The organism is Rhodococcus sp. CH91 (assembly GCF_022554085.1).
Classification (GTDB): domain Bacteria; phylum Actinomycetota; class Actinomycetes; order Mycobacteriales; family Mycobacteriaceae; genus Rhodococcus.
The window spans coordinates 310246-324826 of sequence record NZ_JAKFYR010000005.1; the positions used below are offsets into that span (position 1 = coordinate 310246).

13 protein-coding genes are annotated in these 14581 nt (G+C 68.8%); 11 read left to right on the top strand and 2 right to left on the bottom strand.

The genetic code is table 11. The features are described 5' to 3' along the window. Nucleotides 1-106 precede the first annotated feature (106 nt). From MOM01_RS12660 to MOM01_RS12685, 6 genes are all read left to right on the top strand, one after another. Nucleotides 107-997, top strand: a complete 891-nt coding sequence (locus MOM01_RS12660) for an SPFH domain-containing protein (RefSeq protein ID WP_241385773.1) — start codon at nucleotides 107-109, stop codon at nucleotides 995-997. Nucleotides 998-1009: 12 nt separating this feature from the next. Beyond that, the gene (locus tag MOM01_RS12665; RefSeq protein WP_241385774.1) at nucleotides 1010-1240 is read left to right on the top strand and encodes a hypothetical protein; all 231 of its coding nucleotides are present in this window, start codon (nucleotides 1010-1012) and stop codon (nucleotides 1238-1240) included. 74 nt (nucleotides 1241-1314) lie between these two features. Further along, entirely contained in the window at nucleotides 1315-2046 is a 732-nt protein-coding gene (locus MOM01_RS12670) for an enoyl-CoA hydratase (protein ID WP_241385775.1), read from the top strand. Then, nucleotides 2043-3161, top strand: coding sequence for an MBL fold metallo-hydrolase (locus tag MOM01_RS12675; RefSeq protein WP_241385776.1), 1119 nt, complete (start codon nucleotides 2043-2045; stop codon nucleotides 3159-3161). The genes MOM01_RS12670 and MOM01_RS12675 overlap by 4 nt, the downstream gene beginning before the upstream one ends. A gap of 52 nt (nucleotides 3162-3213) precedes the next feature. Next, nucleotides 3214-5691, top strand: coding sequence for an HAD-IC family P-type ATPase (locus tag MOM01_RS12680; protein ID WP_241385777.1), 2478 nt, complete (start codon nucleotides 3214-3216; stop codon nucleotides 5689-5691). Between the two features lie 57 nt (nucleotides 5692-5748). Further along, nucleotides 5749-6015, top strand: a complete 267-nt coding sequence (locus MOM01_RS12685; protein WP_241385778.1) for an antitoxin — start codon at nucleotides 5749-5751, stop codon at nucleotides 6013-6015. Between the two features lie 24 nt (nucleotides 6016-6039). On the opposite strand, the gene MOM01_RS12690 is transcribed toward MOM01_RS12685, so the two are convergent. Both MOM01_RS12690 and MOM01_RS12695 read right to left on the bottom strand, forming a co-directional pair. Next, nucleotides 6040-6996 (bottom strand): TIGR03885 family FMN-dependent LLM class oxidoreductase, encoded by a 957-nt coding sequence (locus tag MOM01_RS12690; RefSeq protein WP_241385779.1) that lies wholly within the window; start codon nucleotides 6994-6996, stop codon nucleotides 6040-6042. Nucleotides 6997-7024: 28 nt separating this feature from the next. Beyond that, the gene (locus MOM01_RS12695) at nucleotides 7025-8794 is read right to left on the bottom strand and encodes a glycoside hydrolase family 15 protein (protein WP_241385780.1); all 1770 of its coding nucleotides are present in this window, start codon (nucleotides 8792-8794) and stop codon (nucleotides 7025-7027) included. A gap of 150 nt (nucleotides 8795-8944) precedes the next feature. On the opposite strand from MOM01_RS12695, the gene MOM01_RS12700 reads away from it, so the two are divergent. From MOM01_RS12700 to MOM01_RS12720, 5 genes are read left to right on the top strand one after another with little or no spacing between them, the layout of a single operon-like run. Next, the gene (locus tag MOM01_RS12700) at nucleotides 8945-10591 is read left to right on the top strand and encodes a Na+/H+ antiporter (RefSeq protein WP_241385781.1); all 1647 of its coding nucleotides are present in this window, start codon (nucleotides 8945-8947) and stop codon (nucleotides 10589-10591) included. A gap of 11 nt (nucleotides 10592-10602) precedes the next feature. Next, a complete protein-coding gene (locus MOM01_RS12705; RefSeq protein ID WP_241385782.1) occupies nucleotides 10603-12138 on the top strand; it encodes a SulP family inorganic anion transporter in 1536 nt (511 codons plus the stop codon). Between the two features lie 46 nt (nucleotides 12139-12184). Next, a complete protein-coding gene (locus MOM01_RS12710; RefSeq protein ID WP_241385783.1) occupies nucleotides 12185-13399 on the top strand; it encodes a sensor histidine kinase in 1215 nt (404 codons plus the stop codon). A gap of 31 nt (nucleotides 13400-13430) precedes the next feature. Then, nucleotides 13431-14213, top strand: coding sequence for a LytR/AlgR family response regulator transcription factor (locus MOM01_RS12715; protein ID WP_241385784.1), 783 nt, complete (start codon nucleotides 13431-13433; stop codon nucleotides 14211-14213). After that, a complete protein-coding gene (locus MOM01_RS12720) occupies nucleotides 14210-14581 on the top strand; it encodes a hypothetical protein (protein ID WP_241385785.1) in 372 nt (123 codons plus the stop codon). Before MOM01_RS12715 ends, MOM01_RS12720 begins: the two co-directional genes overlap by 4 nt.

A 14581-nucleotide genomic window follows, 5' to 3' on the forward strand; every position in this document is an offset into this window, starting at 1 on the left:
CCTCTCATGATGCCGTGCCCGGGGCCGACGTGCGGAACGAACGTGGCCCACCCTCCCGAAAATGTGATATCACTTCACTATCGATTCGACTTAGAGAGGCAGAAATATGGATGTCGTGCAATCACCCGTGACCACCGAGCGGCCGGGCCCTTCGGCCAACGGCTGGCCGGTGCTCGTCGGTGCTCTGGTCGCCGCTGCCGCCGGAGCCGGCCTGATCGTCTGGGGAGCGGTGGCCCAGATCGTTCCGGTGATCGTGGCCGGTGCGGTGGTGGTCGTGATCGCGCTGGTCGCTCTCGCCGGACTCGTGCTCGTCGAGCCGAACGAGGCCCGCGTGCTCCAGCTCCTCGGCAGCTCGTACACCGGCACGCTGCGCCAACCCGGCCTGCGCTGGATGAACCCGCTCAACACCCGTCGTAAGATCTCGACCCGTATCCGCAACCACGAGACCGGCAGGGCCAAGGTCAACGACGCCGACGGCAACCCGATCGAGATCTCGGCGGTGATCGTGTGGCAGGTCGAGGACACCGCCCGGGCGGTCTTCGACGTCGACGATTTCGAGGAGTTCGTCGCGGTCCAGACCGAGGCCGCGGTGCGGCACATCGCCGGCTCCTATCCGTACGACAGTGCGCCGGAAGTGATGTCTCTGCGTCAGAACGCCGACGAGATCACCACCAAGCTCTCGGCCGAGGTGCACGACCGCGTGCAGTCCGCCGGCATCCGCGTGATCGAGACCCGCATCAACCAGCTCGCCTACGCGCCCGAGATCGCCCAGGCCATGCTGCGGCGCCAGCAGGCCGGGGCCGTCATCGCCGCTCGGGAACAGATCGTCCAGGGTGCCGTGTCGATGGTGGGGACCGCTCTGGCGCGCCTCGAAGCCGAGCACACCGTCGAACTGGACGAGGAACGGAAGGCGGCGATGGTGTCGAACCTGCTCGTCGTGCTGTGCGGGGACCAGAGCGCTCAGCCCGTTCTCAACACGGGATCGTTGTACCAGTAGGGATCGTGCGGCATGCCCGAACGTAAGAAGGTGCTGCTGCGCCTCGACCCGGCCGTCCACGACGCGATCGCGCGGTGGGCTGCCGACGAGTTGCGCAGCACCAACGCCCAGATCGAATTCCTCCTCCGGCGCGCCCTCGCCGAAGCGGACCGGATGCCCCGCGGGGTGGGCAGAATGCGCGGGCCCGGCCGACCTCGCGCGGATTCCGGCGACGACGAGGAGCCGACCGGTTCCACTGATTAATGTGGATCCCACCCCGCTCGGCGGGGCGGGATCCACAGAAGTGGGATCGGTCGGCGAAGGGATGGGGACGACACATGATCGGGATCAGCCGCGACGGCGACGTCGTGACCGTGGAACTGCAGCGCGAGGAGCGCAGGAACGCCCTCGACACGCGGTTGTGCGTGGAGATCCGCGAAGCCGTGGAGAAGGCGGTGACCGACGACGTGCGTGTCATGGTCGTCACCGGGCGGGGCACGAGCTTCTGTGCCGGCGCCGACCTCTCCGGTGACGTCTACGCCGACGGATTCACCGACAGCCTCGCCGAGATGCTCCGCACCATCGAGCGTGCTCCGATGCCGGTGATCGCCGCGGTCAACGGCCCGGCGATCGGGGCCGGCACCCAGCTCGCACTGGCCGCGGACCTCCGGGTCGTGGCGCCGACCGGACGTTTCGCCGTACCTGCTGCACGACTGGGGATTTCGGTGGACCGCTGGACGGTCCGGCGCCTCGCCTCGCTGGTCGGCGGCGGGCCGGCCCGCACGGTCTTCCTCGCGGCCGAAGCCGTCCACGCAGAGGAGGCCCTCGCGCGCGGGCTGGCCAACCGCATCGGCGACCTCGCCGACGCCCAGGCCTGGGCGCAGGAGATCGCGACGCTCGCGCCGCTGTCGCTGCACGCGATGAAGCTGTTCCTCAACGACGACGGCACCCGCGACGAGCACACACCCGAGCAGACCGCCGCGCTCGCCGCGGCGTGGCTCAGCGAGGACGCTCAGGAAGCCAGGCTCGCCCGCGCCGAACGCCGCGCCCCGATCTTCCGCGGCCGATGAACATCCGGTCCGCGGTCTCGGCCGCGCTCGTCGGGGCGGGTGGGCTGTGGGTCGCCCGCGCCGTGGACGGACTCCCCGGTTCCCTCGGTGCCTCGGTCTCCGACATCCGTCCCTATGCGGCCTCCTCTCCGCGCTACCGGGGCGGCCGCTTCCACAACACCGACCCGGCGTCCGTGCTCGGGCCCGACGCCGCAGGCGGTTTCGCGAAGGATCTCCTCACCCGCGGATCGAAGGGCCGGCCCCGCACGGAGGTGCCGCTCTCCCCGTATCTCGCACCTGTCGACGCCGCGGAACTCGCCGTGACGTGGTTCGGCCACTCGAGCGCGCTGGTGGAGATCGACGGCTACCGGGTGCTGTGCGACCCGGTGTGGAGCGAGCGGGTTTCACCGTCGCCGACCGTCGGACCCGCGCGCATGCATCCGGTACCTGTCGAACTGCAGTCCCTGCCGCCGCTCGACGCGGTGGTGATCTCCCACGATCACTACGACCATCTCGACCGGTTCACCGTCGAGAGTCTCGCCGCGCTCCAGCCGGCGGTGCGTTTCGTCGTCCCCCTCGGTGTGGGTGCCCATCTGCGCCGGTGGCGGGTCGCCGAGCAACGGATCGTCGAACTCGACTGGGACGAGCACACCGAGCTGGACGGGCTGCGGATCACGTGCACCGAGGCCCGGCACTTCTCGGGACGCGGTCTGCAACGCAACATCACCCTGTGGTCGTCGTGGGTGTTCACCGGGCCGACGCGACGCGCGTTCTTCGGAGGTGACAGTGGTTACACTCCGCGGTTCGCGGACGTGGGGGAGGCCTATGGGCCGTTCGATCTCACCCTGCTGCCCGTCGGCGCCTACGACAGGCGGTGGCCCGACGTGCACATGAATCCGGAAGAGGCGGTGCGGACGCATCTCGACCTCGGTGGGACCGAGCGCCGCGACAGTCTGCTGGTGCCGGTGCACTGGGGAACCTTCGATCTGGCCTTCCATTCGTGGTCCGAACCGATCGCCCGCCTGCTTCCGGCCGCACGCGAGGCGGAGGTCACGTCCGCCGTCCCGATGCCGGGGCAGCGGATCGACGTCTCGAAGCCCGTCGCGGTCGATCCGTGGTGGCTCGCGACGAGCTGATCGCCCTGCCGCCGGGAGAACGGTTCGCTTCCGTGCCTTAATCTGGTTCTTCATGGCAGTAGAAGAGCCCACGACGGTGGCGGGGGAGGACGAGGCGCAGGCCCTCGAACCCGTTCACCTCGAGACCGGGCTGTCCACCGAGCAGGTCGCCGAGCGAGTGGCGCGTGGCCTCACCAACGATGTTCCCGACCGTGCATCCCGATCGGTCCGCGACATCGTCCGGGCGAACGTGTTCACGCGGATCAATGCAATCCTCGGTGTGCTCCTGCTGATCGTGCTGGCCACCGGTTCGATCATCGACGGCATGTTCGGGCTGCTGATCGTCGCGAACAGCGCGATCGGCATCATCCAGGAGGTGCGTGCCAAGCGCACCCTCGACAAGCTGGCGATCGTCAGTCAGGCGAAACCCATCGTGCGGCGGGATGGAGTCGCCGCACCCGTCGCTCCCCGCGAGGTGGTCCTCGACGACATCATCGAACTCGGCCCCGGCGATCAGCTCGTCGTCGACGGCGTGGTGGTCGAGGCCCAGGGACTCGAGCTCGACGAGTCGCTGCTGACGGGTGAGTCCGACGCCGTCCACAAGGCACCCGGTTCGACGGTGATGTCCGGCAGCTTCGTCGCCGCCGGCTCCGGTTCCTACCGCGCGACGAAGGTCGGCCGCGACGCCTATGCGGCGCGTCTCGCGGAGGAGGCCAGCAAGTTCACGCTCGTGAAATCGGAGCTCAACGCGGGCATCAACAAGATCCTGCGATTCATCACCTACCTGATGATTCCCGCGGGCCTGCTGATCATCTACAACCAGCTCTTCTCGAGCGGTGAGTCCCTCGGCCCGGCGTTGAGCGGCATGGTGGCCGCTCTCGTGCCGATGGTGCCCGAAGGGCTCGTGCTCATGACGTCCATCGCATTCGCCGTCGGGGTGATCCGGCTCGGCCGCCGCCAGTGCCTGGTGCAGGAACTGCCCGCGATCGAGGGCCTGGCGCGCGTGGACGTGGTGTGCGCGGACAAGACCGGCACGCTCACCGAGAACGGCATGCGCCTCGCCGACGTCGAGGCCGTGGACGGCGGCGATCTCGATCGGGCCCGCGCCGCGCTGGCCGCGCTGGCCGCGGACGACCCCCGCCCCAATGCGAGCGTGCTCGCGATCGCCGAAGCGTTCCCCACCTCGCCCGGATGGGGTGCGCCCACGGCCGTGGCGCCGTTCTCGTCGGCGAAGAAGTGGAGCGGGCAGTCCTACGGCTCGCACGGCAACTGGCTGCTCGGAGCGCCCGACGTCCTGCTCGACCCGCACAGCGACGCGGCGCGGCGTGCGGAGGAACTGGGATCCGGCGGGTTGCGGGTGCTGCTGCTCGCGTGCAGCGATCGTCCCGTCGACGATGCGGACGCCCCCGGCACGGTGACACCTGCCGCACTCGTCGTCCTCGAACAGCGGGTGCGCCCGGACGCGAAACCGACCCTGGAATACTTCGCCGGCCAGCACGTCGACGTCAAGGTCATCTCCGGCGACAATGCGGTCGCGGTGGGTGCGGTCGCTTCGACGCTCGGCCTGTCGGGCAGCTCGGCCCCCGTCGATGCCCGTTCCCTGCCGGAATCGGAGAACGAACTCGCCGACGTCGTCGAAGGATCGACCACCTTCGGACGGGTACGTCCCGATCAGAAGCGCGCGATGGTCGGCGCGCTGCAGTCACGTGGGCACACGGTCGCGATGACCGGCGACGGCGTCAACGACGTGCTCGCACTCAAGGACGCGGACATCGGGGTCGCGATGGGGTCGGGCAGCCCGGCGACGCGCGCGGTCGCGCAGATCGTCCTGCTGGACAACAAGTTCGCGACACTGCCCTATGTGGTGGCAGAGGGCCGCCGCGTGATCGGCAACATCGAACGCGTCTCGAATCTGTTCCTCACCAAGACGGTGTACTCGGTGCTGCTCGCCTTCCTCGTCGGGGTCTCGGGAGTGCTGTCGCAGTTGTTCGACTTCGAGCCGCTGCCGTATCCCTTCCTGCCCCGGCACGTGACGATCGCGGCGTGGTTCACCATCGGCATTCCCGCCTTCCTGCTGTCGCTGGCCCCCAACAACGAGCGGGCACGCTCGGGCTTCGTGTCCCGCGTGATGCGACTGGCGATTCCCTCGGGCGTCATCGTCGGGGTGGCGACCTTCGTCTGCTACGTCCTGGTCTACGGCGGTCCGGAGCAGAGCGAGCAGCAACGGATCCAGGGCAGTACGTCGGCCCTGATCACCTTGCTGATCATCGCCCTGTGGGTGCTCGCCGTGGTGGCCCGCCCGTATCAGTGGTGGAAGATCGTGTTGCTCGCCGGTTCGGTGCTCGGCTACGTGATCCTGTTCTCCGTGCCGTTCACGCGGGAGTTCTTCGCGCTCGATCCGTCCAACATCGCGTACTCGACGATCGCGGTGACGTGCGGCGTGATCGGTGTGGTGCTCGTGGAGGTCGTGTGGTGGGTGTCGGGCCGGCTCCACGGCGAACGCCGGCGGCTTTTCGCTGCTCCGGACGACATTCTGCCGGGCGTACACTGACCCGCAGGACACGGTTCGGTAGCCCGGACCCTCACGGCACTCGGGAAGGACCGGCGTATGGGTTTCATGGATTCGGTGAAGAACCTTGTGAACAAGGGCAAGGACTTCGCCTCGAAGAACCCCGACAAGGTCCAGGACTTCATCCAGAAGACCGGCGACCAGGTGGACAAGCGCACCGGCGGCAAGTACGCCCATCACGTCGACAAGGCGCAGGACGCGGCCCGCAAGCATCTGGGCACCCCGGGCAATCCCGGTCCGGACGGGCGGCCGGGCCCGGAGAGCGGCCCCGGACCGGACGCTCGGCCGGGCCCGCGTCAGCCCTGATCAACTGTCGGCGGCCGCGTCCGCTCAGGGCAGGTGAGGCAGCACCGCGTCGCCGAACGTGTCGATGAACGGGCGCTGGTCGGCCCCGACATGGTGCAGGTAGATCTCGTCGAAACCCAGTTCGGCGAACCCGCGGAGACGGTCGACGTGTTCGGCGGGATCGTCGGACACGATCACCGCACCCGCCAGATCGCGGTCGCCGAGTTCGGCGGCGTACGCCTCGAACTCCTCGGGCGTCGCGAGGTCGGCCATGAGGCCGGGACCCAGGACGTTGGTGAGCCACTGTTCCCGCGCGACCGCCAGTGCCTGCTCCCGATCCGTCCCCCAGCAGAGATGGACCTGCAGCACGGTCCGTCCGGTTCCGCCGCCGTCGCGGTAGGCGTCGAGGATCACGCGCAGGTCGCCGAGCGGTGCGTTCACGGTGACGAGACCGTCGACCCGGTCGGCGAAGCGACCGGCTGTCCCGGGAGTCAGTGCAGGAAGCAGCATCTCGACCGGAACGGGTGGGCGGTCCCAGATCCGTCCGCGGTCGACCGTCACCGCGCCGTGGTGATCGACGGTCTCGCCGGCGTGCAGTCGCCGGACGATGTCGAGGTTCTCGCCGAGGATCTGCTGGCGCTGCTCCTTGGATGGCCACTGCGTCCCGGACATACGTTCGTTGCAGTGCTCTCCGCTTCCGAGCGCGAACCAGAAGCGTTGCGGGAACATAGATGCCAGAGTTGCGGTGGCCTGGGCGGTGACGACGGGATGGTAGCGATAGCCGGTGGCGGTGACGACGCCGAAGCGGAGTTCCGTGGTGGCCAGTGCCGCACCGAGCCACGACCATGCGAATCCCGAATGGCCCTGCCGGTGAGACCACGGCTCGATGTGATCCGAACACATCGCCGCCTCGAAACCGGCTGCTTCGGCGAGCCGGACGTCCTCGAGCAGGCGCGACGGCGCGACCTGCTCGTGCGAGGCGTGAAAACCTATCAGCGTCATTCCGGTTCGCTCCTCCGGTCCGTTGCGGTCAGTATTTCTCGATGAGAGTCAGTGCGGCCGTCATGAGTGCGAGGTGGCTCAGTCCTTGGGGGAGGTTGCCGCGGAATGTCCCGTCCTCGGCGATCATCTCCGCGAACAGGCCCACGTCGTTGGCGAGCGGTACGAGTTCTCCCATCAGAGTGGTGGCGTCGTCGGTCCGGCCCGTTTCGGCCAGTGCCGCGACCATCCAGAACGCGCACGCGACGAACGTCCCTTCCTCCTTCTCGGCTCCACTGAACCGGTAGAGCAGCGGCCCGCGCCCGAGTTCCTGCCGCAGGGCGTCGCAGGTGGCCCGCATGCGCGGGCCCCGGTCGTACCCTCCGACCGCGCCGAGCAGTACCGAGGCGTCCAGTCGATCGGTGCCCGGATAGGCGGTGTAACAACCGCGTTCGTCCGACCAGCAGTTCTCCTCGATCCATTCGCGGATGAGATCGCGCTCGCGGCGCCAGCGATCCACCGAGCCCGGGATCTGCCCGACCTCGGCGAGTCGGACCGCGCGATCGAGCGCATGCCAGCAGGACATCTTCGAATTGGTGTAGTGCTCACGCTCGAGCAGTTCCCAGATGCCGTGGTCGGGTTGCTGCCACACATCGCAGGTGTGGTCGGCGATCCGCACGAGCAATCGCGCGGTGGCGATGTCGAGGACGTAACCCTCGCTGCTGTAGAGGGTCACGATCTCGAACAGGTCGCCGTAGATCCCCAGCTGGAGTTGACCTGCCGCCCGGTTCCCCTCCACCACCGGTCCGATACCCCGCCACCCGGGGACGTCGAGTTGCTGCTCGTCGTCCGGCTTTCCGCCGTCCAGCCGGGTGAACACCTCCGCGTCGGCGCCCTGCTCGCGCACCACGCGCAGCAGCCAGCTCATCGCCGCATGGACCTCCTCGCGATCACCGAGGCGGATCAGCGCGTGCAGGGTGTACGCCGCGTCGCGCACCCACGCGAAGCGATAGTCCCAGTTCTTCCCGCCGTTCGGGTTCTCCGGAACGGAAGTGGTCGCTGCCGCGGCGATGGCACCGGAACGGTTCTGCAGCAGCTTCAAGGCCAGAGCGCTACGGATCACCTCGTCGGCCCACGGACCGTCGTAGTGCAGGAGCGAGGACCACTGCATCCAGCGGTCGATCGTGCGGTCGATGTTGGCATCGACGACATCGGAGTCCGGCAGCGGTAGAGGTTCGTTCTCCGTGGACACCACCGCCACGAGGTGCCGGGAGCCGGCGGAGGTGACGAATCGCCCCCCGATCGAGCGGTGATCGACCTCGAGCTCTCCCGCGTCGGCGGTTCGGACGCCGATGTTCACCGCCCCGACCCGCAGGACGGGACCGTGCTCGGTACGGTCGCACCAGGGCTGATACCGGCCCAGTCCGGTACCGGGTGCGACGACCCACCGCATCGCGACCTGCCCGTCGAGTCCTTCGACACGCCGGGCCAGCTCGCCCCAGGGCAGCCGCCCGGCGATCCCCGTGTCGATCGAGTCGGTCACGCGGACCCGGCCCTGCGCCGTGGTGAACACGGTGCTCAGCACGTTGGTACCGGGCACGTAGGTGCGTTCGGTGGTGAAGTCACCGACGGGACACAGTTCGACGGCACCACCGGCGGGGGCGTCGAGCAGGCGCGCGAAGACCGGCCGCGAATCGAGATAGGGCACCGGATACCAGTCCACCGATCCGTCCTCGGCGACGAGAGCGACGGTGTCCCCGTCGCCCAGTGCCGCATAGGAACGCAGATCCGCGTAACCGTCGTGGTCGCGGGCAGGGGTCACACGCCCTCCTCGTCATCGGCCTGGTACACGACGTCGACCGGTGCATACCCGTGCCGGACGGCCGCAAACGGACGGCAGCGTGCGTCCGGACGGACGGCGCCTGTGTCAGGATCACAGCGTGAACCGGACTTTCGGCGCGGTGCCCTCGCCATGAACGGTGCCTGGATCCTGCTGGTCGTCATCGCCGGAATCGCGGTGGCCGCCGTCGCGACGCGACGCGATCTGCAGGCTCCGCTCGTGCTGGTCGCGGTCGGGGCGCTGGTGTCCTTCGCGCCGGGATTACCCCGCCTCGAGCTGCACCCGGACATCATTCTCGGGGTGGTGCTGCCGCCGCTGCTGTACTCGTCGGCACTGCGTTTCTCGGTACCGACCTTCCGGCAGTATCTGCCCTCGATCCTGCGCCTGGGGATCCTCACCGTCCTGGTGACGGCCTTCGTCGTGGCGTGGGCGGCGTCGGCGGTGATCGCCTCGTTGACCTTCGGCGCCGCACTCGTACTCGGGGCGGTGGTCGCGCCCACGGATGCCGTCAGCGCCGTCGCGGTGGGGCAGCGACTCGGACTGCCCAGGAGAGTGATCGCGGTGCTGACGGGCGAGGGCCTGGTCAACGACGCCACGGCCCTGACATTGTTCACCGTCGCTGTCTCGGCCGTGACCGGCACACACTTCTTCACCGACTCCCCGCTGGCGTTCTTCGCCTACGAAGTGGCCGGCGGCGTGGTGGTCGGCTTGGTGCTCGCGTTCGTCGTGCACCGGATCCGGACCCGGATGTACGACTCGCCGCTCGAGACCGTGCTGGGACTCGTACTACCGTTCGCCGCCTACCTCGCCGCGGAGGAACTCCACACCTCCGGAGTGCTCGCGGTGGTCGTCGCCGGACTGTATCTCGGGCATCGGGCGACGGATGCTTCCGTGAGTACACGGATCCAGGAACGCGCGGTGTGGAAGAGCATCGACGTGATGCTCGAGACCTTCGTCTTCGCGTACATGGGCCTGCAGTTCCGTTTCGTGCTCGACGAGGTCCGGCAGAGCGGCGTCGAACTGCATCTCGCGCTGCTGGGATCGTGCGCGGTGCTGCTCGTGGTGATGACCGTGCGACCCGCATGGAGTCTGCTGCACTGGTCGCGGCGCGCACTCGTGCGTCGTCTCGGGTCCGAGCGGCTCGGCCGCGATCCGCTGAGCCTGCGCGAACACCTGGTGGTCTCGTGGGCGGGGATGCGCGGAGTGGTCACCCTCGCGGCGGCCGGTGGCGTACCCGTGACCCTCGCCTCCGGCGCCGACTTCCCGGGGCGGGAGATGATCCAGATCTGCGCCCTGGTCGTCGCCGTCGGCACCTTGCTCATCCAGGGCGCGACGATGCCCTGGCTCATCCGCCGCCTCGACGTCACCGACCCCTACGAGCGCCTGCGTACGGAGGAACAGTTCGCACTCGCCAGACGGATCTCCTCGGTGTCGGACGAACGCGCACTCCGGGCACTCGCCGAGCGCCCTCCGGACGGTACGGATCCGGAAATCTACGGCCGCGTACTCGAGCGGGTGCGTACGGCCCTGCAGGCACGCGAGGAGGCCCGCGACGTCGAGGCCGCCGCCGAGGATGCCGGTACCGGGATGGCCGCACTGTTCGACAGCATCCGGCGGACGACTCTGCGCGCCCGTCGTCAGGACCTCATCGAAGCACGCGATGGGGGTGAACTCGACGACGAGATCCTCCGCGATCTCCTCGAGAGCCTCGATATCGAGGAAGCGGCGGTGGAGGAGCGCATCCGCCGCCGTCGCGGCGACGACATCATGCGCCGGTAGAATTTCCGCAAGTGAACACCCCGCACGGTGCGGAAGTCGCACCGCAGGATCCCGCCTCGGTGATCTCCGTCCGCTCCGCTCTCCGCTCACCCGCACGCCTGAAGACCGAACTTCTCGCCGGTCTCGTGGTGGCGCTGGCCCTGATCCCGGAAGCCATCGCCTTCTCGGTCATCGCCGGTGTCGACCCTCGGGTGGGTCTGTTCGCCTCGGTGACGATGGCGATCACCATCGCGTTCGTCGGTGGGCGGCCGGCGATGATCTCGGCGTCCACCGCCGCCGTCGCCCTGGTGATCGCTCCGGTCTCCCGGCAGTACGGGGTGGACCATCTCATCGCGACGGTGGTCCTGGGCGGTCTCTTCCAGATCCTGCTCAGCGTCCTCGGCGTCGCCAAGCTCATGAGATTCGTGCCGCGCAGTGTCATGGTCGGTTTCGTCAACTCGCTCGCGATACTGGTCTTCGTCGCACAGATCCCGCACCTCGTGGACGTGCCGTGGATGGTCTATCCGCTGGTGGCCGCAGGAATCCTGGTGCTGGTGTTCCTCCCGAGGATCAGCGAGGCCGTCCCGGCCCCGCTCGTCGCCATCGTCCTCCTCACCGTCGTGACGGTGACCTTCTCGCTGAACGTGCCGGACGTCGCGGACCAGGGTGAACTGCCGGAGAGCCTGCCGTCGCTCCTCCTCCCCGATGTGCCGCCGACCTTCGAGACCTTCGAGATCCTCGCCCCGTACGCGCTGGCCATGGCCCTCGTCGGACTCATGGAATCGCTCATGACCGCCAAGCTCGTCGACGACATCACCGATACCCCCTCGAACAAGACCCGGGAAGGCTGGGGCCAGGGCATCGCCAACATCGTGACGGGATTCTTCGGTGGCATGGGCGGATGCGCGGTGGTCGGCCAGACCATGATGAACGTGAAGGTCTCCGGGGCACGCACTCGCCTGTCCACCCTCGCCGCCGGAGTGTTCCTCCTGGTTCTCGTGGTCGCGCTCGGCGACGTCGTCGGTCTGGTGCCGATGGCCGCGCTCGTCGCCGTGATGATCATGGTGTCGATCGCGACCGTCGACTGGCACAGCGTGCACCCGCGCACGCTGAGGCTGATGCCGTTCAGCGAGACCCTCGTCATGCTCGTCACCGTCGTCGCGACGGTGAGCACCGGCAATCTCGCCATCGGTGTCACACTCGGGGTGCTCACGGCGATGGTGCTCTTCGCCCGTCGCGTCGCCCACATGACTTCCGTCGAGAAGATCGTCGCCGCGGACACCGACGGCGACGGCAGTGTGGACAGGTGCACCTACCGGGTGACGGGTGAATTGTTCTGGGCGTCGAGCAACGACCTCGTCCACCGTTTCGACTATCTCGGCGATCCCGCCGAGGTCGTCATCGATCTCACCGACGCCGACGTCTGGGACGCATCCACCGTGGCGACACTCGATGCGATCCAGCACAAATACGCGGCCAAGGGCAAGACGGTCACGATCGTCGGACTCGACGGGGCCGGCCTGGAACGGCTTCGGCGGCTCTCCGGGCGGCTCGGAGAGAGCCACTGATCGTGCGTTCCGGGGCCGGCCCACCCCTCCGACGTAACGTGAGCGCATGATCGCGATCGAACTCGCCGTGGCAGTTCTGCTCCTGGTGCTGGTCGTGGTCTCGGTGGTGTTGTGGACCCGGCGCGTGGTCACCACGCCCGCCGAACGTGCCGTCCACACGACTCTGCACACGGCATCCCTCGCGGCCCGGCCGCTGCGCTCCGGACTCGACGCCTCGTCGGCCCAGGAGGCCGCTCCCCACCTGCGGATGTTGCTCGCCGAGGCACGCGCCGTGGCGTTGCTGGACGAGAGCGGTGCCCTGCTCGCGTGGGACGGCCCCTTCGAGGAGTTGACGGAGGAGATGCAGGAGGCGGCGGCGCGCGCGGTCGCCGACGAGCGCCGCGTACTCGTCGGCCACCACGACCTCCGTCGTGTGCACGGTGATGCCGCGGCCCGCGCGCTGGTCGCCCAGCCGCTGGTCGTCGAGCACGTAGGTGTCGTGGGGGTCCTCGGGGTGGTGACCACCGTCGAGCCCGGCCCGGCGCTGCTCGGGGCGATCACCGAGGTCGCCCGGTACGCCTGCAGCCAGATCGAACTCGCCGAACTCGACGCCTCCCGGGCCCGGCTCGACCGCGCCGAGGTCCGGGCGCTGCGCGCCCAGATCAGTCCGCACTTCATCTACAACGCTCTGAACACGGTGGCGTCGTTCGTCCGCACCGACCCCGACCGGGCCCGTGAACTCCTGCTCGATTTCGCCGACTTCACCCGCTACTCGTTCCGGGCGGCGGGGGAGTACACCCTCCTCGCCGAGGAACTGCGCAACATCGACCGCTATCTCACGCTCGAACGCGCCCGCTTCGGCAACGCTCTCGAGGTGCGCCTGCAGATCGCGCCGGAAGTGCTCAACGTGACGTTGCCGTTCCTGGCGTTGCAGCCGCTCGTGGAGAACGCCGTGCGGCACGGCATCGGCGGAACGACCACCCGCACCGGGACGATCACCATCACCGCGGCGGACGAGGGCACCGACTGCGTCATCAGCGTCGAGGACGACGGCATCGGCATGGACCCGGAACTGCTGAGATCGGGCACGCTCGACGCGATCGCCGAGAGCGAGCACGGCAGCGGAGTCCGGGAGTCGGCCCATGTGGGTCTCGCCAACGTCGACGACCGATTACGCGCGGCGTTCGGGAACGATTACGGTCTCGTGGTGGAAACCGCGCCCGGCGCCGGCACCCGGGTGAGTATGCGGGTACCGAAGTTCCGGGCGGGTATCCGGCCGTGAGATACACCCGACGTGGCACGATAGGTTCGCCGTGAACGAGATCACAGACAAGCTGACCGTGCTGGCGGTCGACGACGAACCGCCCGCCCTCGACGAGCTGGCCTTCCTGCTGCGGGCGCGGGACGAGATCGCCGCAGTCCATACCGCGAGCGACGCGACGACGGCGCTGCGGTTGCTGCGTGACGGAGGCGTCGACGCGGTCTTCCTGGACATCAACATGCCCGGCCTGGACGGGCTCGAGCTCGCGGGCATCCTGCGCAACTTCGCGCTTCCCCCGGCGGTGGTGTTCGTGACCGCGCACGACGACCGTGCGGTCTCGGCGTTCGATCTCGGGGCCGTGGACTACGTCCTCAAACCGCTCCGGGAGGAACGGCTGGCCGAAGCGGTCCGCCGGATCGCCGACCGCCGCCGTCCCGGACCGATGGCGGCCGCAGACCCCGGGACGGGCGACGACGTGATCCCGGTGGAGCTCGGCGGAGTCACCACCCTCGTGTCGCGATCGTCGGTGCACTGGGTCGAAGCCGAGGGCGACTACGCCCGCCTGCACACGGCGACCGGTTCGCATCTCGTCCGCATTCCCATATCGACGCTCGAGAACCGCTGGGCCGACGCGGGCTTCCTGCGGGTCCACCGCTCCTATCTGGTGGCATTGCCGCTCGTGACCGGTATCCGCAGCGTGGGCTCCGGGCTCGTCGTGTGCCTGCGGGGGGAGGGCAACGCCGAACCCGTCGAGCTGCCGGTCAGCCGGCGGCACACCCGTGAGCTCAAGGACCGCCTCATCCGCGGGCCGATGCAGTCGTGGACGTCGCGATGAGCGCCGGCGGGACACCTCCGCAGCGTGAGCGAGTCGTGCTCGCCGAGCGGCGCGGAGCGCGCATGGTCCGTACGCGGGTCGAGGTGCAACAGCAGACCGAGGTCGGCGACGCGATGGTCCGCGGCCTGGTCCGGGCGCAACTCGGGCTCGCACTGCGGGTCGCGCTGGCCACCGTGTGCCTGCTCGGGGCGCTGCCGGTGCTGTTCCACGTCGTTCCCGGGCTGGCGGAGGTGACGGTCCTCGGGATCCGGCTCCCGTGGTTGCTGCTCGGTGTGGTCGGCTACCCGGTGCTGCTCGGCATCGCATGGGTGTACGTGCGACTCGCCGAACGCAACGAGCAGGACTTCACCGCGCTCACCGACGATTGA

Bases quoted from the DNA above. Each gene is read 5' to 3' on its own strand.
- MOM01_RS12670 (WP_241385775.1), top strand. From the start codon at position 1,315: ATGATCGGGATCAGCCGCGACGGCGACGTCGTGACCGTGGAACTGCAG.
- MOM01_RS12685 (WP_241385778.1), top strand. From the start codon at position 5,749: ATGGGTTTCATGGATTCGGTGAAGAACCTTGTGAACAAGGGCAAGGAC.
- MOM01_RS12720 (WP_241385785.1), top strand. From the start codon at position 14,210: ATGAGCGCCGGCGGGACACCTCCGCAGCGTGAGCGAGTCGTGCTCGCC.
- MOM01_RS12680 (WP_241385777.1), top strand. From the start codon at position 3,214: ATGGCAGTAGAAGAGCCCACGACGGTGGCGGGGGAGGACGAGGCGCAG.
- MOM01_RS12700 (WP_241385781.1), top strand. From the start codon at position 8,945: ATGAACGGTGCCTGGATCCTGCTGGTCGTCATCGCCGGAATCGCGGTG.
- MOM01_RS12665 (WP_241385774.1), top strand. From the start codon at position 1,010: ATGCCCGAACGTAAGAAGGTGCTGCTGCGCCTCGACCCGGCCGTCCAC.
- MOM01_RS12660 (WP_241385773.1), top strand. From the start codon at position 107: ATGGATGTCGTGCAATCACCCGTGACCACCGAGCGGCCGGGCCCTTCG.
- MOM01_RS12710 (WP_241385783.1), top strand. From the start codon at position 12,185: ATGATCGCGATCGAACTCGCCGTGGCAGTTCTGCTCCTGGTGCTGGTC.
- MOM01_RS12675 (WP_241385776.1), top strand. From the start codon at position 2,043: ATGAACATCCGGTCCGCGGTCTCGGCCGCGCTCGTCGGGGCGGGTGGG.
- MOM01_RS12690 (WP_241385779.1), bottom strand. From the start codon at position 6,996: ATGACGCTGATAGGTTTTCACGCCTCGCACGAGCAGGTCGCGCCGTCG.